Source organism: Streptoverticillium reticulum, assembly GCF_047456005.1.
Taxonomy (GTDB): Bacteria; Actinomycetota; Actinomycetes; order Streptomycetales; family Streptomycetaceae; genus Streptomyces; species Streptomyces reticulum.
In genome coordinates, this window is the sequence record NZ_CP179755.1 from 1,334,173 (window position 1) to 1,353,019 (window position 18,847).

Consider the following 18,847-nt stretch of genomic DNA (forward strand, 5'->3'; position numbering starts at 1 on the left):
TTTCCGTAGCCCGCGACCGCCGTTCACCAGGAGGTGCGACATGGCCGACCAGCAGGTGTCACAGGAGGAGCACTACGAGGAGTGCTACGCCCCGCACGAGCCGTGCCGCTGCGCAGCCATCGACAGGGAAGAGGAGGCATACCGGGAGGAGCCCAGCGACATGTTCGCCCGGGAATGGGGCTGTTACTAGGGAATGTCCCCCTACGGCCCCGGACTGCCGCTTGCCTTCGATTTCTTCCTCTTCGGCTGGTTCTGCATGACGTTGCTGCCCCTCAGGCGCAGTCTGCGGCTGACAGCCGCAGATGCCACCGGCTCACCCCGAGGCCGCAATCTTCATCCGGTAAGCCGCTGTTCAGAGAGCGTGATCAATCTCAGAGCTAACGGCTGTACCGATGGTCCCAAAGGCGATAGCCGTGGCCCCCTGGCGCGGATGCCAACGGCCCCACCCAGGCTGCTCGCTGGAGTGGGGCTATTGGTTGCCGGCTTGGGGATCAGTAAGTGTCGAAGGAGATCGAGCGGCTGTACCGGTCCGCGATGTCGTTGCCACCCTTCGTTCCCCCGGAGGCTACACGCGTTTCCGTTCCCGTGCAGTCGGCGTTTGACCATACGCGCATCGTGCGGGGGGCTTGGTTCTTCAGCTCGGCGAGCTGCTTGCCTGGGCTGACCATCTTGTGGCACGTGCTGGCCTTCTTGTCCCACAAGACTGCGTGGTACCTGATGGTGAGCTCGCCGACGTACTGATAGAGGCCCACCGGCCGAGGCGCCGCTTCGGCGGTGGGGGCCCCGCCGGTTGCGGCGAACATCGCAGACAGCACCGCTGACATCACCGGCACGGTGACACGGCGCCAGGCGGAAGACGGGGACATATATGCCCTCTCTTGAAGGATTGTGATATTCGACGTCTGTCTTCCTATCGGGGTTGACCTAGCCTCGTGTTGCGGTCAGTGACTGTTCACCCGAATGGTCTACGTGCCCGATTAGTACTTCCGCCCGTCCCGCCAGCGGAACGTACGCCACGGTACTGACGGTTCGAAGACATCGACCGCCTCGCAGTAGTCGGTCGGCGCGTACTTCTCGATCAGCTCGGCCGTTGATCGCGAAGTACATCTACTTCCCCGTGATGTAGCCGGGCGACTACTGTTATGGATCATGGCAGCTCAGCATCCGAACCCGCTCGTGACCTCAGCCGCTGCGATTCGACTGGGCGCATTGCAGCACCTTCGCAGCCCGTACGGGGCGGGCAAGATAGCCGTCCAGATCGACCGCGGGCTCTCGTTCACCATGCCTTCGCAGTGGCGGCGCCTGCCTGCTGACGAGCAAGCGCGGCGCCTGGCCGCCGCCGAGACCAGGCGGATCGCGGAGGCCAGGCTCTACGCCTTCGACGACGCCGCGGTGGACGCGGTCCGCGCCGTTGCCGACGACATGCAGATCCAGATGCCGGTGACCAAGGATGTCCTGCCTGCCCCCTCCGGCATGCTGGTCTTCTCCTCGCCCGTTTCCGTCCCGGCTGACGACGGCATCATCACAGCCGCGACCTGGGGCCCTGCAATGGACGGCTTCGGAGAAGGTGTCCACCTGTCCTGGTGGAGCGACACCCGTGCCTACGCGGAGAAGGCGGTAGCGGCGGGAGAGGCGACGGCGGATGACGCCGAACGCGTCGTACGGACCTCCGGGCCGCTCCTGCTCCACGTCGATATGCACCTGCCGTTCGTCCCGGCGGTGGACGGCCGGCTGTACCCGATCTCGGAGCTGGAGGGCCAGGATCTGGTCTCTGCTCCGGCCATCCGGGCGATCGTGGCCGCGTGGTACGCGCTGAAGCACGGCCTGGTGACGACGGTGGAGATGCGCGCCGAGGCGTCGGTCGGCCGGGCCCTGGCCGCCGAGAAGGCCAAGCACCGCGGCGTCGTCCTGACCACGGCCGACGACGCCGGAGCCGTAACGAAGGCCGTCGCAGAGCGGGCCAGCGCTCTCGCGGCGGAGCATGTGCCCACGGTCGGAGGACTCACCAGTCCGAACCGCATCCGCCCGACGGAGACCGACGAGGCGTTCCTCGTCTCTCGGGATGACGAACTGCCCCCCTCGGCCCGGTGGTTGCCCGAGGTCTACCGTGCTGCCGCGCACCCGCTGAAGGCACTGGAGGAAGAAGCGTCCCAGAGGTATCCCGGCGTTTTCGAGGTCCTCGAAGAGCTGCGCGCCCGTGAGTTCGGGCAGTGGCCCAGCTGGTGCTGGATGCCCATGTCCCGGGTCGCCACGGCACTCGTCACCCAGTACGGATCAAGGGACCACGACGACATCGTCCAGGACGCGATCGTGATCGCCGGACTCGGGGCGTGGAGAGCCAAGGGCCGTACAGCCGTCACGATCGACTGGATTCCGGAACCACAAGAGCGAACCGAGCTGGCACCGGCGGACTTCCCTGACCGCCTTCCCTTCCACGGCGTGGAACTGGTGCACACCGAGCAAGCCGACGACGGCTCGGTGTCCTACGCAGGCGGCGTGCTGGCGTTCATGGACTACAACAAGGACCGGGCGGAACTCCTCTTCCTCGACCACTACAACCGGGGCCCGGGAATCCGCGACGTGCGCGAGTGGCAGCTGCTGCTGACCGGTTCGACACTGGCCGAGGCTGCCGAGGCGACCGCCGCCGTGTCACTGCTCCCGGAAAAGGAGACGGGCGGCCGGTGGACCCGCGAAGACCTCGCTGCCCACCTCGCCGACCGGCTTGGCGACTACCTGCCCTACCTCTCCATGTACGCCGCGCCCGACGCGAACAAGGCCGCGATCCGGGAAGCGGGCGCGGTGCTTGGCCGCAGGCCGGAACAGAGCTGGCCGCCGGAGCCGGGCAGCGGCCCGCACATGACGATGTGGATGGCCAGGCCCCGGGACTAGGGTGCGGCGCGCAGGAAAGCGATCAGCCGTCGGCCACGGCCAGATCCCGAGCACGGATGATCACGCGTTCGCCCGGTGCCGCCGGGGCCTCGATCACGATGTCTCCCATGGGCGACTCCATCACCGTGCGCTGCGGCCCCTCCGGCTCGTCGGCGACCTTCAGACGCACCTCGTACCCCGACGGCGGCCCCGGCTCCACCGTGCGCTGCTCGTCGTCCAGGAGCCAGGCCGGGCTGAGGACCGTTCCCTCACGCCCCTCGTCCTCGCCGCCGGTCACCCGCACCCGAGTGCCGGGCTGGAGCCCCGCGGGCCGCTCCGCTACCAGGGCATCGCGGACGACACTCAGCGCCCACATCGTGCACGCCTCCACGGCCGGCAGGTTCGAGCCCCGGCCGATCCCGCGCGGCATCCCGTCGCTGTTGGCGAGCGGGGGGTGGGACGGCCAGCGGCGGATCAGCCATGCCCACTCGGTCGCCGCGGCTTCCGGCTGCGCGTCCTCGCGGTTGAGCCCCAGTTCCTTGCCGAGCTCGTAGACGAGCTCCGGGCCCTGGTCGAGGTGCCACATCAGGCTGCCGAGCTCGATCTCCTCGACCGTGCACTCCAGGCGTCGGGCCAGGCCGGCGAGGGTCACCGCGAGGACCCCGCGGATCGCGCGACCGTCCCAGGTGTCGGCCTGGTACCAGCCCGGGGCCTCGTTGGTCATCCGGTCCGCCCGTGCGACCGCTTCTTCCCACCCCACCGCGACAACCCTCTCCTCGCGCCTGCGACCGTTCCCCGATTCCGGGGAATCAGCCGCTCACGCTACCGCCCCACGGTGCCGCGGCCCCAGGCGGTGTCGGGTCGGCAGCGGAGCTCCGCCGTGTACGGCTCCGTGATCCGGGTAAGGTGCGGCCAGGCGTGCGCCTGCGGGCGGGACACCGGGGGGAATGAGGGTGGAGAACTTCTTCGACGAGGTCGAGCGTCGCGCCCACGCGTGGCCGGCGGGGCGTCGCGACCTCCATTGGCACGCGCTTTTTGATCTTGAGGATGTGCGGCGCGCGCTCACCGACCCCTACCGGGATCTGACGCACCGGGAGGGGCTGGAGCCGGTTGCTCCGGAGTGGGTGCACATGACGGTGCTGCACTCGGGCCCGGAGCAGGACGCCACTGCCGAGGAGATCGAGAAGATCACCGAGCTGGTCCGGCGGCGGTGCGCGGCCGTGGAGCCGATCGAGATCACCTTCGGGCGGCCGACGGTGGGACGCGTCGCCATCGAGTGTCCCGGGCGCCCTGGCGCCCCGGTCCGCCGGCTGTGGCAGCTCGCCTACGAGGCCACCACGGAAGTCGTGGGCAACCGCTGGCCTTTGATCCCGCAAGGGTTTTATCCACACGCCACCTTGGCGTACGCCGGGGCTGAAGCCCACAAGGCAGACCGCCGGGCCATGAAGATCTGGCTCTCCGACCACGGGCCGGAAGCGGTGACGCTGCGCGCGGACCGGCTGTCGCTGGTGTCGCAGTGGCATGACGGAGCGCGCATCGTGTGGGACCACATCGAAGACATTCCGCTGGGGAGCAAGCGATGAACCGACAACACTTCACCGTACCTACCGAACAGCAACTCCCCGTTGAAATGGGCTACTTGCTGCCCACCAACGCCCTACAGGACTGGGCCGACGCGGTGACCCGGGCTGCGCAGCTCCTCGCCCCAGCGTGGGGGGACGGAGACCGGCCCGCCCTGCGGACGCTGACCTTCACCCTGTACACGCTCGGACACGAACACGGCCAGCCCGCGGGCGACGTGGCTCTCGACGCGATGCGGGACGCATTGAGCGGAAGGAAGGACTACGACGGCGAGCCGATGGAACTGAAGGACCGCATCCGCGCCGTCCTGGAAACACAAGGCCACGTCTCACATACGGACCGCACGTTCAAGGAGACCGCCGTCTACCGGATCTACCGCGACCTCACCTACCAGTGGGAACCGCGGGAGATCATGAGCGACATGGGCGCCGGGCCCTCGCATATGCAGCACGCCGCCGGGCGGCTGACTGGCCTCCTGGCCGAGCTCGACGACGTTCAGGCCGCCGGGCTCCCCGCGGCGCCCACCCCGACCGGCCCGGTGACGGTAAAGGTCGCCGGAAAGGTCTTCCTCATCTCCTACGGAGGCGGGGGTGCAGCCCTCCAGTTCGTCCAGTGCGGCGAGTGCGAGCAACACCACGGGGGAAGCGTCCTTGTCGACGGCTCCAACGTCACGTTCACGTGCGGGAACGGCCACGCCACCAACGACCGGCGGCTGACCGCAACGCGGGTGCGCAATGCGCTCACCCCGTACGTCTCACCGGCCACGGGGGTACAGCTCACCGCCGGGGCCGAGGGGGAAGTGAGCCTCGGCGGGGACTTGAGGGTCGCGCGCGACGACATGATGGAGACGGCCAACCCCCTGGGCGGGTACTTCTGACAGCAGCGGGCGTCTGGTGGGCGGAGCTGTCACCGCGCCGTCCATTCGTGCGGCGGGTCGTCGAGCCATTGGACGGTCTCCGGATCGTCCAGCAGCGCCTCGTCCTCCGGCAGTCCGACACGGCGCATGAACTCCACCAGGTCGGTGTCCTGGTAGGCGCGGCCGAGCGGCTGTTCGACGCCGCCTCGGCGGGCGGTCACGCGACGCCCGCCTCGCGCGTCGATCCGGTGCACGGAGATCGGAGCAGCCACTGCTCCAGCGTCCGCCGCCGTCGGCTGCGCGGCACGCGGAAGGCGGCCGACCGGGCGGTCACGGCAACGAGGCGAGCTTGTCGAGGAGCGGTCGCAAGGCCAGTCGCAGCTTCTCGGTCGTGTCGTCCGTCCGGGTCCGTTCGAATACGGGGGTAGCCCGGGTGATCAGGTCGGTAAGACGGCCGGGTGGCGCCTCGCGCAGGCCGGCCCGCAGCTGCGATCCCGAGAGGCGACCGCGCGCCAGGTCCTCGGCGAAGGCCCGCTCGACGTCGGCGGGTTCCCAGGTGCCGGAGTCGTACTCGTCGAGGAGCACACCGGCATCCCGCCGGGCGCTGTCCGCGGCCAGCCCGGACTCCAGCATCACCAGGTTCGCGGTCTCGGCCAGGGAGCTTGAGGCGGGGACTACGCTCTCAACTCTGCTGGGAAGGAAGTCCTGGAGGCGGTACCAGTCCCGCAGCTCCTTCTCGCCGTACTCGTCGACCTGCGGCTTCGTGGCGTGCCGACGCAAGGTCTCCTCGAACGGAATGTCGAAGTAGTACGGGTGCGTGTGGCCCCGGTGGTCGCGGACCAGCGCTTCGACCATCGGACCGTAGTGAGCCGCGTACAGGATGCCTTCAAGGACGGCGTGGAAGCCGTGATCGAGCGCGTAGCGGACGGTGAGGTTGATCAGGCCGATGTTGGCGCCGTCCGGGGTGTCCCGCTCCTTCAAGACCACGCGCCGAAGGTTGTCCTGGCCGACCAGAGCGATCCCCCGGCCGTACTGCTCGCGCAGCTCGGCGGCGAGCGAGGTCTTCCCCGAGCCGGAGTTGCCGCGAACGATGACGAGCCGGGTCTCCTTGGTGCCGAACGGCGTCGGCTGGGTCTGCTGCTGCGTCACTCGACGTCTCCGGCGTAGAACGCGTGCGCCGTGCCGGCGGCGGCCTGGACGGCGAGACCGGGTAGCAGGCGCTGGAGGAACGGGGGGATCATCGGCAGGCCGGCGACCTTGTCGAGCGGGACCCATTCGACGCCGGTCTGGGGGTCGTCGTGGTTGGTGCCGCCGAGGGTGGCGGGTTCGTGCAGGATCTCGCACCAGAAGACAGCCTCGACGCGGTGGTGGCCGGACTCCGCGGGGATGTTCGACTCGGGGTGGTTCCCGGCGATGTGCTCGCGCAGCACGAGCATCTGACCTGCCGTGACGCGGACACCGGTCTCTTCGTGCACTTCGCGCTCGGCACAGGCGGCCAGGGTTTCGCCGGGCTGCTGTCCGCCGCCGGGGAGCCAGTAGGTCTCGGCGTTCGGGTCGGGCCAGGTGCCGCGGACCATCAGCACGTGGCCGGCGCGGACGACGAGGCCGGAGGCGGCGTTACGGAGGTAGAAGCCGTCGGCGGGCTGCTGGGTCGTCATCGCCCGTACGGTAGTCGCACCGGGTGTGCTGCCGTCCGGTGTTCTCGGAGGTTGTACCGGTCGGGGTGACAGGGCTTGACGGCCTGGCGGACGGTCGGCTCGGGCACCTCCCGGGAAGGACTGGCTGTGTTCAGTAAGGCATGACGTCAGGGGTGAAGGATCATGGCGTCGTAGACGGGGGACTCTGGAGCGTGCTTGATGCGGCCGATGACCTCGTATCCCCACCGGGGGTAGGCGCTGCGGGCGGGCTCGTTGTCGACGATGCAGGTCAGGGTGGTCCAGCGTTCTGCCCGGCCGTTGATCATTTCGTCGTGGAGAGCTCGGCCGATTCCCTGATTGGTGTGCTTCGGCAGGACCATCAGCTCGCGTAGCCAGAACATGTCACCGGCCCGCGCGGCGTTCTCCGCGTCCGTGGGAAGCGTGTCGGTGAGGGAAGTCCACCACGGCCGGTCGGTGGTGAGGGTGAGGTTCCCCCGCTGCGTGAGAGTTGCTGATCAGCAGGTCGGGACGGGTTGATGGGTGTTCAGGTTCGCTGGTTCGGCCGTCGCCTGGTCGGTGTAGTGCTTCTCCTCGAACTCGATCGGGCTGAGGTAGCCGAGCCGTTCTTGGATGCGGCGGGGGTTATAGAAACCGTCGATGTACTCGAAGAGCGCGAGGTTCGCCTCGGCACGTGTGGCGAAGGTGCGGCCGCGCAGGCCCTCGGTCTTGATCAGCATCCACAGATTTTCCGCGAGGGCGTTATCGTACGAGTCCCCCACGGACCCCATGGACGCCTCAATTCCCGCCCGCACCAACCGGGTCGTGAGCTTGATGGACGTGTATTGACAGCCGTGATCGGCGTGGTGAATGAGCTTGCCCGGCTCGACCTCGCGGGACGAGAGGGCGTACTCGAGGGTGGTCAGCACCAGGTCCGCATCGGCGCGGGCGGAGGTCTCCCAGGCGACCACCCGGCGGGAGAACGCGTCGCGGATCGCCGAGAGCCACAGCGGCCCCTCGCCGGTCGGAACCATTGTGAGGTCGGTGACCCACAGCCGGTTCGGCGCGGGTGCGGTGAAGTCCCGGTTGACCAGGTCCGGGGCCAAGGTGGCCTTCGGGTCCCGGCGCGTGAAGCCGCTCTTGCGGCGTGGGCTCACGCCCGCAAGACCGTCCTCGCGCATCAGCCGTTCGACCCGCTTGCGGCCCACGCGGACGCCCTCCCGTTTGAGGACGGCGTGCACCCGCGGCGAGCCGTAGATCCCGCCGGAGTCGGCGTGGATCGTGCGGATCTGCTCGGTCAGCTCGACGTCCCGGCGGCGCCGTTCGCACGGCTCCTTCTCCGCGCGGCGCCAGCGGTAGTAAGTGGCGGAAGGGATGTGGAGCTCCCGGAGTACGCACTCGACCCCCAGGCGGGGATGCTCGTCAACGAGCGCCGTCACCTGGGCCGGGTCGGGTCGAGTTGCGCCGCGAAAAACGCCGAGGCCGTCCGCAGCACGTCGTTGGCCCGCTTGAGCTGGGCGTTCTCCTTGCGCAGGGCCGTGAGCTCGGCCCGCTCGTCGGTGGTGAGCCGGTCGTCGCGCTCGCCGGCATCGGCCTCGGCCTGGCGGATCCAGCCGCGCAGGGCCTCCGGATGCACGCCGAGGTCGACGGCCAGTTTCTTGATCTGCGGCCTCGGGTCGGAGGTGCGGTACATCCGCACCGCACGCTCACGCAACTCCAGCGGATATCTTCTCGGGGCAGCCATGGTCGAAGGTCCTCTCATGAGTCCCATCTGACCCTCTGTCAACTGACTCCGCATCTCGGGGGAAGCTCAGGGTGACGCCGTGGACGTAGCCGACGAGGGTGCCGTCGTCGAGGTGCGCGGTGACCACTTCGAAGCCCTTCATATCGAATGCGGCAGTGAGCCGCTCGATGAAGGTGGCGACGGAGAAGAAGGGATCGCCGATGTACGGGGGCGCGTCGTAGACCTTGGCGTAAACCTCGGTCAGATCGTTGATGATCTTTCGCGCTTCGTCGGGAGGGTAGTGGGTGGACGTGGGGTGGGGCATGCGCGGGATGCTAGCGGCGTTCTGTCGCTGTGCGCAGGTGCATGCCTATGCTGCGGGGGCCTAGGCACAAGGACGTGGCTCGCCCCAACACACCTGGGGCGAGCCACGTTCGTGCGGCTAGGATACGGATCAGTCGGTGACGATGTCGTTGATGAAGGCGAACCAAGAGGTCACCGGGAAGACGATGGCCGGCCCGGTGGGGTCCTTGCTGTCGCGGACGGGCATGAAGCCCGTGTATCCGTCGGCGACCTCGACGCAGCCGTTGCCCGCGTCGCTGTGGGACGACTTGCGCCACGCGGCCGAGGAGAGGTCGATCGCGTGCTGGCTATGGGTCACTTACCATTCCCTTCCATGATCGCTTTGATTCTTTCCCGGGAGAAGTCCGCGGGAAGTGCTGCTGCGACGACGCGGTCGAAGGCGTCCTCGTAGACCTTGGCGACGGCCAGCCCCTCGGCGAACGTGCTGCCCATGATGTTCTCCAGGTGCACGACCGTGGGCCACGGGGTCGGGAAATGCACCACGTGGAAGAGTCCGACCATGCCCGGGTGAGGTGCGGCGTCGAGGGCCATGATCTGGATCGTGATGTTCGGCAGGTCCATCATGTCGAGCAGGTGCCGGAGCTGTTCGCGCATCAGCGCCGGGTGTCCAGCGAACCGCTGGTGCAGTGCGCTCTCGTTGATGACAGCCCAGAGCTTGAGCGGCTGCTTGGGTCGAGTGAGAACGATCTGGCGCGCCTTGCGGACCTCGACCAGAGCCGCGATCTCGTCCGGCGTGCGGATCATCGCAGTGGCGTCGATGACCTCCCGGGCGTAGGGGCCGGTCTGCAACAAGCCGGGGATGATGTTCGGGGCGTAGATGTTCATGGTCTCGGCGTCGGCTTCCAGGCTGATGTAGTCGCTGTACTCAGCGGCCACAACGTCGCCGTAGGTCTGCCACCAGCCGCGCTTGCCGGCGTCCTTGGCCAGTCCTGCCAGTGCTCCTATCAGCGTCTCGTCCGTGACGCCGTAGCCCGCCATCAGCTCGGGGATCTCCTTCGCGGAGATGTGAGCCTTGGCGGTTTCGATTTTCGAGAGCTTGGTCGGGTCCCAGCCCATGCGCCCGGCGGCTTCTTCGAGTGTCTGCTTCGCGTTGTTTCTGGCGTCGCGCAACAGTCCACCAAGACGCCTTCTGCGGAGGGTCGGCCGGGCCCGTTGGTTCGGCATGTACTTCGCATCCTCCCTGTCGGGGTAACGAACTGCCTTGAAAAGGTGACGTGTTGAACCGCTCAGGTTGCATTGTGACCCCGAAGGGTTGCGCAAGTCGATAGAACGTGAGTGCGGCATTTGCCAATCGAGGTGACGGACTTGCGCACCCGGGTTCCCAAGCGCCATCCTGCCTGAGCCAAGGTGATGCGCATCACGTTCGCGCTCATCCGGTGATCAGTGCGCGGCGGCTCGTCGTCCCCCGAAACGCGGGCCGCCGCAGCCGGCCACTACCTTCACCGCTCGTCCAGGAGCCTCCTCATGCCCGTCTTCCCTGGCACCGCCATGTCCGGCACCGTCCCCCACGTCGAGCAAGAACACGAGCGCGCCGCCGAAGCACCGGACGGTGCTCGGTACCGGCACGCGCACGGGGACACGGCGATCTGGCCCGCCCACGACTTCGAGGTCTACTGGGACCTCGCCCGCGCGGTGCCCTTCCCCGACCGCGGCCCCGGGCAGACCCGATGACCGCCGCGCCGCTTCTACGCGGCCATCTCCTGTCGCATCCGGTCCAGGGCCTCGCTGGCCGCTGCCCGGGTATCCGGCAGCCGCTGACCGGCAGCGCGCACGACGCGTTGCAGTTGGTGCGGCAGTCGCTGCATCACCGCTTCGCCCACCGCTACGTCCAGGGCCTCGGCTGCTCCGGTGGCGTCGCCGCCGAGGAGACGGACCTGGGCGACGGTGACCAGCTCGATCACCCGCCACTGCGGCGCCACCGTGGTCGTCAGCGTCGGCCGGTTCTCCACGAGCTTTATGGCCGTCGGCGCCCGGCCGGTGGCCAGGAGTCCGCGCAGGCGGATCTCGTGCAGGGCGTACGGGTTGAACAGCGAGGTGTGCGCCTCGGTGTCGAGGAGCTGGTCGGTCTCGCGCATCACCGCGTCGAACAGCTCGTGGTCGCCGAGGGCGCCGGCCGCGCGGGCCAGGAGCGGCAGGACGGCGGCGCGGTCGTCGATGGTGGGTGCGATGGCGGCGGCGTGGCGCAGGCGTTCGACGGCGGCGCCGTGGATGCGGGCTTTGCGCAGTTCGTTGCCGTGCATGCGCAGGATGCCGGCGAGCAGGGCGGAGTCGTCGCCGAGGTGGCGGGCGGCTTCCAGGCTTCTGGCGGTCCAGCGGGCTGCGGTGGCCAGGCGTTCCTCGGGGAGCACGTTGCCGAGGGCGACGCCGAGTCCGACGCGGGCGTGGGCGAGGAGCCGTACTACGTCGCGTTCGCTGTGACCGTCCTCGACGCGGGCCTCCAAGCGTGCGACGAGCGGCCAGAGTTCGGCGACGGCTTCGGAGGCGTGGCCGGACTGGCGGGCGATCTCGGCGAGCCGAACGGTCGATGCCCCGAACTGGAGCATGGCCCGGTGGTCGGTGTCGGCGATGTCGGTGACCCCGAGGACGTGCGGGGGCAGGCCGAGGGATTCCGCGACGCGGCGCCGGGAGATGACATCGTCCAGCGAGCGCTTGCCCAGCTCCAAGGCCGACACGTACGTCTTGTCGTAGCCAAGCGCTTCCCCGAGCTGGGTCTGGTTGAGCCGGTGCACGGCCCGGTGGAAGCGCAGGATCGTGCCCAGGTCGCGGGTGGCGAGGACAGCCTCGGCCTGCGGGGTCGCCCAATGCCACACCACGTGGTGGGCGGACGGCCGGGGCGCCGGAAGAGCCATGTTGCTGACCGGTCAGCTGTGCCGCTGTCCGTACCAGGCGGCGATCGCGCGCTTGTACCCGTCGGGCATGTTCAGCCCCGGCACCTCGTCGGCCGTGAACAGCCCGATCTCCTTGTGCTCGTGGCTGATCACCGGTGTCCGGTCGGGGGTGAGCACGGTGCAGCCGTAGGTGACGATCAAGACCCGCCGGCCAGGGATCGGCTCGTAGATCCACACCCCGCCGTCGATGAGCGGGCCCGTCTTCACCTCCCACCCGGTCTCCTCCAGCAGCTCGCGCTCGACCGTCGTCTCCGGACTATCGTCCGCGCGTTCGAGCCGACCCCCCGGCAGCTCCCACTCCTGGCGCTCGTTCTTCAGCAGCAGCACGCGCTGACGGATGTCGAGCGCGACGGCTTTGACGGAGACGGGCCAGGTCGGGGGCGTGTAGGTCATCGCTGTCCTTCGTGCGTCACCGGTCCAAGGGGCGTGCGGAACATAGCACGCAGCCGTCAACTCGCAACCCTGCTGGGCGAATTGTCCGAGTCGACAATCCGTCGCTGTACCCCGCCACCCTCCGCCGCCGACCCTGTCCGCATCCCCCCTGACGAGAGGAGCGCGCCGATGCGCGAGGCCCAGACATACGCGGCCCACTACGTCGACATCCAGTCGCCGCGGGCCGAGGAGAAAGCCCGCGAGCAGTTACGCGACACCGGGCTGATCACCCTGACGGGCTTCACCTCCCGCACCGTCGTCCTCGACTTCGCCACCCGGATCATGGACATCACCCCGCACCGCGACAGCGACCCTGACGGGCTCACCACCATCCGCGACAGCCGACGCCACACGCACCTTGCCGGATACGGGGGTTTCGGCAACGGCGAGCTCGCCCCCCACACCGAACGCTCCAGCGTCCCGAACCCGCCCAGGCTCATGCTCCTGATCTGCGGCACCCCCGCCCACTACGGAGGAGACTGCCTGCTCACCGACGGCCGCGCCGTCTACACCGACATCGCCGCCCGCCACCGCGAAGCCCTCATCGCGCTCAGCAAGCCACGCACCGCGTTCTTCGGCGGCGGAGACGGTACCGACACCCAGGTCTTCACCGACCACCCCGACGGCAGGGTGTCCATGCGGCTCCGGCTCGACGGCCTCGCCCGCTTCAGCCCCATCGTGCACACCTACCTGCCCTCTCTCCGCAACGCGCTCACCACCTACCAGATCCGTTTGCCCCTCGACGCCGGCCAGGGCTACCTCCTGGACAACCAGCGCTGGCTCCACGCCCGCGACGCGTTCATCGGCCCCCGCCTGTGCTGGCGCGCCCTCGGCGAACCCCGCTTCCCCCTCCCCATCGGCTTCGCCCCCGCCTCACGGAACGCGACCACGACGACCACGGACGGCCGGGTGGTCGTGCGATGAGAGTCCTTGAGATCACCCGCCGACGGTGGTGCAGCACCCGCCGGAGCGCTCCCCGTATCAGGCCGGACGAGTACCCCATCGGCGTCGACGACATCATGGACACGATCATCACCACCCTCGACCGGCTGCCCCTGGCCGCCACCGTCGATCACCTGCTGCTGCGCCTGCGCGGCCACATCCAGCTGCTCCTGCCGGAGATCCAGGCCAAGGACTGGGTGCGGTACGGCGAGGAGGAGCAGATCCGCCTCGTGGCCGTCTTCGTGCGGGACAGGCTGAACGCGGAGCCGACGTCCGGGCCCACGGTGGTGCGCTGCGTCTACGCCCAGGAACTGGCCTGCATCTGCCGTGACCTCCTCGCGCTCGCGCGCGCCGAGCCGGCTGCAGAGCAACGGCTTGCCGTCATCACGTCGAACCTGTGCCGGAGCTGATCATGCCCAACTTCCCGGGCACCATCGTTGCCGACCTGTCCCCTCTGCCCGAGCGCGAGCGGTCGACGCTTCAGCTGAAGCTTCAGCGGCGGTACTCGCTCGTGGCCCCCAACGAGCCGTGCAACGAGAGCGAGGTTGACGAGACGTCGGCCGGTGAGGAGCAATGACGACCGCCACCCGGGCCCGGCGTGTGCCCGTCGGCCGCACGGCTGCGCTCGCCCCGCTCGACGTTGAGGCAGTCCGCGCGACGGTGCACAAGATCCTCAAGCCTGCGCCCCGCACGGTTCTCGACGCGGCCGACCTCAAGACCACCATCGCGGACCTGACAGCGCACCTCGGAGTGCTGATGCCGATCGCGGCCGATAGGCACCCGGCGCTGGTGGCATCGGTCGGGCGCCGGCTGGAGTACGACCCGCCCGACGCAGCCCGGTACCCCGTGTGCGCGCGGCGGTGGGCGGAGGAGTCCGCGCGGTCAGCCAACCAGTTACTCGACCTGGCGACCGCCCACGCGAAGACCCTGCGCAGGAACACGGGGGTGGCGGAGCTGTGACCGGATTACACGCCCGTGAAGACCCTGACAGCAAGATCGACGTCACGCATCCGTTCCGCGCCACGGTGGCCCTGCTCATCGGGGCACTCATCCCACCCGCCGCCATCGTCCTCGCCGGACACGACGCACCGTCCGTACAGGCCCGGCCGGCTCCCATCGCCCTCCCCGACCAGCCACTCGCCGAGGAGTGATCAGCTGTGGACCCCCGTACGCGCCGCGAACTCCTTGAGCCCAGGAAGGCTGGTCGAGGAGTACAGCAGATCTGCGGTGAGGGCCTTCACCGACGGTCGCCGGACTTCTTCGGGCGCTTCGTGTTCGATCGCGCGGAGCGAGGCGAACGTGCGGGCGTCGCTGCCGAGTTGATGCCACATGCGGGCTGTATCGGTATGGAAACGGGCACGGCGTTCGGCGGTCGGGAAGACGCCCGGGTCGATCCGGGCCACGACCGGTACCGCGTCGTCCGGGGAGCCGAGCTTGTTGTAGACGCTCAAGCGGAAGCTCGCGCACTGCTCGCGCGTGGCCTGAATGCTGACCTTCTCCAGACCAGGCCCGTAGCGCAGGCGCTGCCCGATGGCCTCGGCCTCGTCCACCATGCCGAGCGCGGCCGTGCGGTCACCGTAGTGCGCCACCGTGTACCCGCACGTCAGGAGCATCGCCGCGCGTACAGCCCGGGCCTGCTCGGTGGGGTCGTCGGCCAGCTGACGCTCGGTGTGGACGAGAAGGTCCGCGGCCTGGTGGTGGCGGCCGGCGCGGCGCATCGCAACCGACAGCATGCGGGTGGCTTCACCGAGCGGAGCGGGCTGGCCGGAGGCGCGGGCAGCAGCCAAAGCGCGGTCGGCGGCGACCCAGACGGCTTCGGAGTGCTGCTTGCTGGCCAGTTCACCCGCGAGGCTGTAGGCGTAGGCGGCCAGCGCGCAGGCTCGTTCCTTGGCGTGGCCGGTGAAGTGGTCACGGGTTGCGTCGGCCGCGGCGAGCAGCAGTGGCAGTTCAGCGCCGAGAGCCTGGTACCGGGCATGGCGGAAGTGTGCGCGGGCCTGGTGGAGCGCCTGGGCGAGCTGGCCGAGTGGCACAGGGCCGGCGGCGGGCGGGTGGAACAGCCCCGCTTCCAGAGTGGTTGCGGGGTCGGCCGGGGAGTGGCTGGCGGCGGTGGCGGGGCTGCCGGTGACCATGACGGCCCCCAGTCCGGCTGCCCCGGTGAGAAATCCCCTGCGACGCACCGTGTCCTCCTGGATCGCGTGGTCCTCTCTTGTCACCGTAGCGGCCGTCTGACCGCTGAATCCGGGGCTTTGAGGATTCCGTACCGGGTCTCGCTCCGGCGGGTGAGCGGCGGTGATCAGGTCATCGGGTGGGATGTCGAGCACGGTCGCGATATGCAGCAGCGTTTCGATCTGGGGGACGATCTGTCCGCCTTCGACGCGGCAGACCCACGATTTCGAGTAGCCCAGGGCGGCCGCCAGGGCCTCCTGGGTCATCTTCGGCCGTCGGGCGCCCCGGCGGCTGCGCATGAGCGCGCCGAGATCGAGGCCGGGCGGAGCGATCATGGCGTGGACGCTCACGGTGCCTCCTCGCGGGAACGGCGCGTCAACGGTAGCCGCGCCACGCAGCCCGCGGCAGGGCGCACGCAACGAACTTGCGGGTTCCTCAACAGAGTTGAGACCTCGACCAGATCTGCTTTCGCGACGTGGCCAGGCGGCTGAACCTACGGCAGGGGCCAGTCGACGAAGAAGCCAACGGCCAGGACTTCTTGGGGGTGAATTGTGCGGGCAGTGATCTTCGGTGCATCTGGGTTCCTCGGGCGTTCGATGATGCGGGCCTTCGAGGACTGGAAGGTGACGGGCACCAGCTTCCGCAGGAAGGGCCAGGGGCTGGTCACGGTGGACGCGACGTCGACCGACGACGTCCTGGACGCACTGAGCCGCTTCGATCCGGACGTCGTCATCAACTGCGTCGGCGAGCGACGACCCGAGGCTTGGGCGAACGCGCCGGCGCGGGCCCACGAGCTGAATGTCGAAGTGGCCCGGCTGCTCGCGGAGGCTGCCCGCCATTACGGTGCGAGCCTGCTCCACATCTCCAGCGACTACGTCTTCGACGGGGCCGCTCCTCCCTACCGGGTTGATGCCCGGCGGAATCCGGTGAATGCCTACGGTCGGTGGAAGCTCCTTGCCGAGGATGCAGTGCGCAGGGCCTGCCCCGAGGCCGTGATCCTGCGGCTTCCCGTGCTGTACGGGCCCGTCGAGTACGCGGCCGAGACGAACCTGACCCAGATCGCCCGCCAGGTCGGCTCCGGTGAGCCGGTCGAGCTGGACGACGTCTGCGTGCGCTACCCGACCCATGTGGACGAGGCGGCGGAGGTCTGCCGCTGGCTCGCGGCCCAGTCCAAGGGCCAGTACCTCGGCTCCGTCGTCCACTGGAGCGCCGAGCGCGGGTTCACGAAGTACCGGATGGGGCTGATGATCGCCCAGCACTTCGGCATCGTGCCCGACCACATCAAGGCCGGCGCGGCATCCGGTGACCGGCCTGCCGACTGCCGTCTCGACTGCATGGACCTCCGCGCGGCTCTCGGACGGCCCGTGGACCACTACCGCACGTTCGCTGACGAGTTCCCGCAGGCGGTCGCCCCGTGGGTGCGCACTGCCTGACCTTGATCGACATGATGGAAGGGAGTGATCTGCCGTGTCGTCTTCTGCGTACGGGGCCTTCGCCCACACGTACATGACGCACGTGAGCGCCGCGGTCACCAGGATGCTGGAGAGCGAAGGCGCCGCCGCGGCAGCACTGATGAGGAAGACGGTCGCCGAGGGCAGTCCGGTCCGCGGATTCGGAAACGGCGGCAGCTCGGCCATCGTCCGCGCCGTTCTCGCACGGCTTCGTGACAGCCACGCCGGGCTGGACGTGAACGAGGCGATGGTCAGCCTGGCCGCCCTGGCGTACACGGCTCAGCGGGAGGGCTACCGGACGGTGTTCAGCAGGGTGCTGGCCGACGAGATCGACAGCGTGGGCCTGGTCCTCGTCGCCAGCGTCAGCGGCAGGTCGGAGAACATCGTCGAGACGGTCGGACTCTGCCACAGGCACGGGGTGCCGGTGCTGGCGGCCGTGGGCGGGCGCGGGGATCAGCTGGGACCGGTGGACGGCATGGTCTGGCCCACCGGAGCCACCGACCAGCAGGTCAGCGAGGACGCCATGCTGACCGCGCTGACGCTGACGGCCGCGGCGAGCACGGAGCCGGAGCACGTACCGCTGTCGCACCGCCTGGAGGAGTACCTGCACGCCCTCGCTTCTCTGGACACCCGGTGCCTGGGCCAGTGGATTGGGGCAGCCACACGGGCCGTCACGGACGCCATTCGCCACCGGAGCGCGATCTACGTACTGTGCCCCGACGGCGGCCCCCTCGCTCTGGCCGGGGAACACTTCGCTCACAACCTGCACTGGGACGCCCCTCTCGGCGTCGAGGGGGTCCGGCCGCCGGTCGTCATGTCCGATCCGTCGCTCGCCGACATGAGCGCGATCTACAACGACCACCCCGACCCGGCGCACGGAGTCCGCTACCAACTGCACTCCGCCTCCGCAGGGGACGTCGTCTTCCTCCTCGCCTACGACTCGCACGGCAGGACGAACCGGCAGGCCGTCGACGCCGCCTTGCAGGTGGGCGCGCAGGTCTTTCTCCTGCACCGGGACGGCCCTGACCTGCACGAGGCCGGGCGGCGCAGCCAGAGGTTGCCGCCCGTGGACGACTTTGGCCTGTCCTGCCTGGTGCAGTCGATCGCCCACATGGTGTGCCGGACCACCCGAGCGGCATTGGCAATGGGCTCCGCGTCGGTCGCAGGGGCCGGGCCGTCGCCGCTGGACCTCATGGCGCAGGACCTCGCGCCGCGTCGAGAACTGTCCGCCCCCATCCCCGCAGTTGCCCTGGAAGGAAGGCCGTAACGTGTCCGTTCGCGAGATCCACACCGAGATCAGCCGTCCGATGCGCAGCCAGATCAGCGCCCTGTCCCGTCTTCCGGTCGCGGCGATCGTCGATGCCCTCGGCAAGACCGGCACCCTCTCGTACTGCCTGAAGCTTCAAACCCCCGGCCTGGTCCTATGCGGCAGCGCCGTCACGGCCCTCGGACCGGATGTGACCGTGCGCCGCGCGGCGATCGACCTCGCGCAGCCCGGCGACATCGTCGTGGTCGCGGCCGGCGGCAACAAGGAACGGTCCTGCTTCGGGGGCGTGACCGCCGCGCACATGCAGAGCCGGGGCATCACCGGCGTCCTGGTCGACGGCATGGTCCGCGACGTCGCCGAGCTGCGCCGCATCGCATTCCCGACGGTCGCCCGCGGCACCACCCCACTGAACTACGACTACCCCGCTGGCCGGGAGGACGGCGCGGTCAACGTCCCCGTGGACATCGACGGCGTCCGCATCACCCCCGGGGACGTCGTGGTCGGCGACGAGGACGGCACCGTGATCGTCCCCCACGATCAGGTCGCGCCTGTGATCGCCAAGACCCAGGCTGCCATGGCCGCCGAGGCCGAGAAGTGGTGGGGCCGCCGGGGCCAGAGCCTCGACGCCGTTCAGCAACTCGCCGACTCCGGCTACACGATCATCTGAGGAGACCCC

General features: G+C 69.2%; 27 protein-coding genes. 13 read left to right on the forward strand and 14 right to left on the reverse strand.

The window, feature by feature from the left end; all coding sequences use genetic code 11:
- Positions 1-40: 40 nt before the first annotated feature.
- Positions 41-190, forward strand: coding sequence for a hypothetical protein (locus tag ACMATS_RS06150; RefSeq protein ID WP_414167190.1), 150 nt, complete (start codon positions 41-43; stop codon positions 188-190).
- 301 nt (positions 191-491) lie between these two features.
- On the opposite strand, the gene ACMATS_RS06155 is transcribed toward ACMATS_RS06150, so the two are convergent.
- Complete coding sequence (locus ACMATS_RS06155) at positions 492-824, reverse strand: hypothetical protein (protein ID WP_414167191.1); 333 nt, start codon at positions 822-824, stop codon at positions 492-494.
- A 385-nt stretch (positions 825-1,209) separates the two neighbouring features.
- Between ACMATS_RS06155 and ACMATS_RS06160 the strand changes: the two genes are divergently transcribed.
- Positions 1,210-2,889, forward strand: coding sequence for a hypothetical protein (locus ACMATS_RS06160; protein ID WP_414167192.1), 1,680 nt, complete (start codon positions 1,210-1,212; stop codon positions 2,887-2,889).
- Positions 2,890-2,911: 22 nt separating this feature from the next.
- Here ACMATS_RS06160 and ACMATS_RS06165 read toward each other — a convergent pair whose 3' ends face one another.
- Positions 2,912-3,628, reverse strand: a complete 717-nt coding sequence (locus ACMATS_RS06165) for a hypothetical protein (RefSeq protein WP_414167193.1) — start codon at positions 3,626-3,628, stop codon at positions 2,912-2,914.
- 193 nt (positions 3,629-3,821) lie between these two features.
- Here ACMATS_RS06165 and ACMATS_RS06170 point away from each other — a divergent pair, with 193 nt between their 5' ends.
- Positions 3,822-4,451: a 2'-5' RNA ligase family protein gene (locus tag ACMATS_RS06170; RefSeq protein ID WP_414167194.1), complete on the forward strand. Its 630-nt coding sequence runs from the start codon at positions 3,822-3,824 to the stop codon at positions 4,449-4,451.
- Positions 4,448-5,326 carry a hypothetical protein gene (locus ACMATS_RS06175; protein ID WP_414167195.1) on the forward strand — a complete coding sequence of 293 codons (879 nt, stop codon included), beginning with the start codon at positions 4,448-4,450 and terminating at the stop codon, positions 5,324-5,326. Before ACMATS_RS06170 ends, ACMATS_RS06175 begins: the two co-directional genes overlap by 4 nt.
- A 29-nt stretch (positions 5,327-5,355) precedes the next feature.
- Here ACMATS_RS06175 and ACMATS_RS06180 read toward each other — a convergent pair whose 3' ends face one another.
- The 9 genes from ACMATS_RS06180 to ACMATS_RS06220 form a co-directional block, all read right to left on the reverse strand.
- A complete protein-coding gene (locus ACMATS_RS06180; RefSeq protein ID WP_414167196.1) occupies positions 5,356-5,526 on the reverse strand; it encodes a hypothetical protein in 171 nt (56 codons plus the stop codon).
- A 109-nt stretch (positions 5,527-5,635) separates the two neighbouring features.
- The gene (locus tag ACMATS_RS06185; RefSeq protein WP_414167197.1) at positions 5,636-6,454 is read right to left on the reverse strand and encodes a hypothetical protein; all 819 of its coding nucleotides are present in this window, start codon (positions 6,452-6,454) and stop codon (positions 5,636-5,638) included.
- Complete coding sequence (locus ACMATS_RS06190) at positions 6,451-6,963, reverse strand: NUDIX domain-containing protein (protein WP_414167198.1); 513 nt, start codon at positions 6,961-6,963, stop codon at positions 6,451-6,453. The genes ACMATS_RS06185 and ACMATS_RS06190 overlap by 4 nt, the downstream gene beginning before the upstream one ends.
- A gap of 146 nt (positions 6,964-7,109) precedes the next feature.
- Positions 7,110-7,343, reverse strand: a complete 234-nt coding sequence (locus ACMATS_RS06195) for a GNAT family N-acetyltransferase (RefSeq protein WP_414167199.1) — start codon at positions 7,341-7,343, stop codon at positions 7,110-7,112.
- A gap of 114 nt (positions 7,344-7,457) precedes the next feature.
- Entirely contained in the window at positions 7,458-8,378 is a 921-nt protein-coding gene (locus ACMATS_RS06200; RefSeq protein ID WP_372404936.1) for an IS3 family transposase, read from the reverse strand.
- Positions 8,375-8,683 (reverse strand): transposase, encoded by a 309-nt coding sequence (locus tag ACMATS_RS06205; protein ID WP_372404934.1) that lies wholly within the window; start codon positions 8,681-8,683, stop codon positions 8,375-8,377. The genes ACMATS_RS06200 and ACMATS_RS06205 overlap by 4 nt, the downstream gene beginning before the upstream one ends.
- Positions 8,646-8,987 (reverse strand): hypothetical protein, encoded by a 342-nt coding sequence (locus ACMATS_RS06210; RefSeq protein WP_414167200.1) that lies wholly within the window; start codon positions 8,985-8,987, stop codon positions 8,646-8,648. Before ACMATS_RS06210 ends, ACMATS_RS06205 begins: the two co-directional genes overlap by 38 nt.
- 129 nt (positions 8,988-9,116) lie before the next feature.
- Positions 9,117-9,323, reverse strand: a complete 207-nt coding sequence (locus tag ACMATS_RS06215; protein WP_414167201.1) for a DUF397 domain-containing protein — start codon at positions 9,321-9,323, stop codon at positions 9,117-9,119.
- Positions 9,320-10,189 carry a helix-turn-helix domain-containing protein gene (locus tag ACMATS_RS06220; protein WP_414167202.1) on the reverse strand — a complete coding sequence of 290 codons (870 nt, stop codon included), beginning with the start codon at positions 10,187-10,189 and terminating at the stop codon, positions 9,320-9,322. The genes ACMATS_RS06215 and ACMATS_RS06220 overlap by 4 nt, the downstream gene beginning before the upstream one ends.
- Positions 10,190-10,489: 300 nt before the next feature.
- Here ACMATS_RS06220 and ACMATS_RS06225 point away from each other — a divergent pair, with 300 nt between their 5' ends.
- On the forward strand, positions 10,490-10,696 hold the full coding sequence (locus tag ACMATS_RS06225) for a hypothetical protein (protein ID WP_414167203.1): 207 nt from the start codon (positions 10,490-10,492) through the stop codon (positions 10,694-10,696).
- Between the two features lie 14 nt (positions 10,697-10,710).
- On the opposite strand, the gene ACMATS_RS06230 is transcribed toward ACMATS_RS06225, so the two are convergent.
- Together ACMATS_RS06230 and ACMATS_RS06235 are read right to left on the reverse strand one after the other, a co-directional pair.
- Positions 10,711-11,874, reverse strand: coding sequence for a helix-turn-helix domain-containing protein (locus ACMATS_RS06230; protein ID WP_414167204.1), 1,164 nt, complete (start codon positions 11,872-11,874; stop codon positions 10,711-10,713).
- A 12-nt stretch (positions 11,875-11,886) separates the two neighbouring features.
- Positions 11,887-12,306, reverse strand: coding sequence for an NUDIX hydrolase (locus tag ACMATS_RS06235; protein ID WP_414167205.1), 420 nt, complete (start codon positions 12,304-12,306; stop codon positions 11,887-11,889).
- Between the two features lie 168 nt (positions 12,307-12,474).
- Here ACMATS_RS06235 and ACMATS_RS06240 point away from each other — a divergent pair, with 168 nt between their 5' ends.
- Genes ACMATS_RS06240 through ACMATS_RS06260 form a run of 5 tightly spaced genes read left to right on the forward strand, consistent with a single transcriptional unit; the run spans position 12,475 to position 14,438 of the window.
- Positions 12,475-13,269, forward strand: coding sequence for a TauD/TfdA family dioxygenase (locus ACMATS_RS06240; protein ID WP_414167206.1), 795 nt, complete (start codon positions 12,475-12,477; stop codon positions 13,267-13,269).
- A complete protein-coding gene (locus ACMATS_RS06245) occupies positions 13,266-13,697 on the forward strand; it encodes a DUF6415 family natural product biosynthesis protein (RefSeq protein WP_414167207.1) in 432 nt (143 codons plus the stop codon). Before ACMATS_RS06240 ends, ACMATS_RS06245 begins: the two co-directional genes overlap by 4 nt.
- Positions 13,698-13,699: 2 nt before the next feature.
- Complete coding sequence (locus ACMATS_RS06250; protein ID WP_414167208.1) at positions 13,700-13,864, forward strand: hypothetical protein; 165 nt, start codon at positions 13,700-13,702, stop codon at positions 13,862-13,864.
- Complete coding sequence (locus ACMATS_RS06255; protein ID WP_414167209.1) at positions 13,861-14,247, forward strand: hypothetical protein; 387 nt, start codon at positions 13,861-13,863, stop codon at positions 14,245-14,247. Before ACMATS_RS06250 ends, ACMATS_RS06255 begins: the two co-directional genes overlap by 4 nt.
- The gene (locus ACMATS_RS06260; RefSeq protein WP_414167210.1) at positions 14,244-14,438 is read left to right on the forward strand and encodes a hypothetical protein; all 195 of its coding nucleotides are present in this window, start codon (positions 14,244-14,246) and stop codon (positions 14,436-14,438) included. The genes ACMATS_RS06255 and ACMATS_RS06260 overlap by 4 nt, the downstream gene beginning before the upstream one ends.
- Here ACMATS_RS06260 and ACMATS_RS06265 read toward each other — a convergent pair whose 3' ends face one another.
- Positions 14,439-15,803: a helix-turn-helix domain-containing protein gene (locus ACMATS_RS06265; protein ID WP_414167211.1), complete on the reverse strand. Its 1,365-nt coding sequence runs from the start codon at positions 15,801-15,803 to the stop codon at positions 14,439-14,441.
- A gap of 210 nt (positions 15,804-16,013) precedes the next feature.
- Between ACMATS_RS06265 and ACMATS_RS06270 the strand changes: the two genes are divergently transcribed.
- The 3 genes from ACMATS_RS06270 to ACMATS_RS06280 are packed head-to-tail and all read left to right on the forward strand — an operon-like array spanning position 16,014 to position 18,838.
- On the forward strand, positions 16,014-16,886 hold the full coding sequence (locus ACMATS_RS06270) for a dTDP-4-dehydrorhamnose reductase family protein (RefSeq protein WP_414167212.1): 873 nt from the start codon (positions 16,014-16,016) through the stop codon (positions 16,884-16,886).
- Positions 16,887-16,920: 34 nt separating this feature from the next.
- Positions 16,921-18,171 carry an SIS domain-containing protein gene (locus ACMATS_RS06275; protein WP_414167213.1) on the forward strand — a complete coding sequence of 417 codons (1,251 nt, stop codon included), beginning with the start codon at positions 16,921-16,923 and terminating at the stop codon, positions 18,169-18,171.
- A gap of 1 nt (position 18,172) precedes the next feature.
- Entirely contained in the window at positions 18,173-18,838 is a 666-nt protein-coding gene (locus ACMATS_RS06280; protein WP_414167214.1) for an RraA family protein, read from the forward strand.
- The last annotated feature ends 9 nt before the right edge of the window (positions 18,839-18,847 follow it).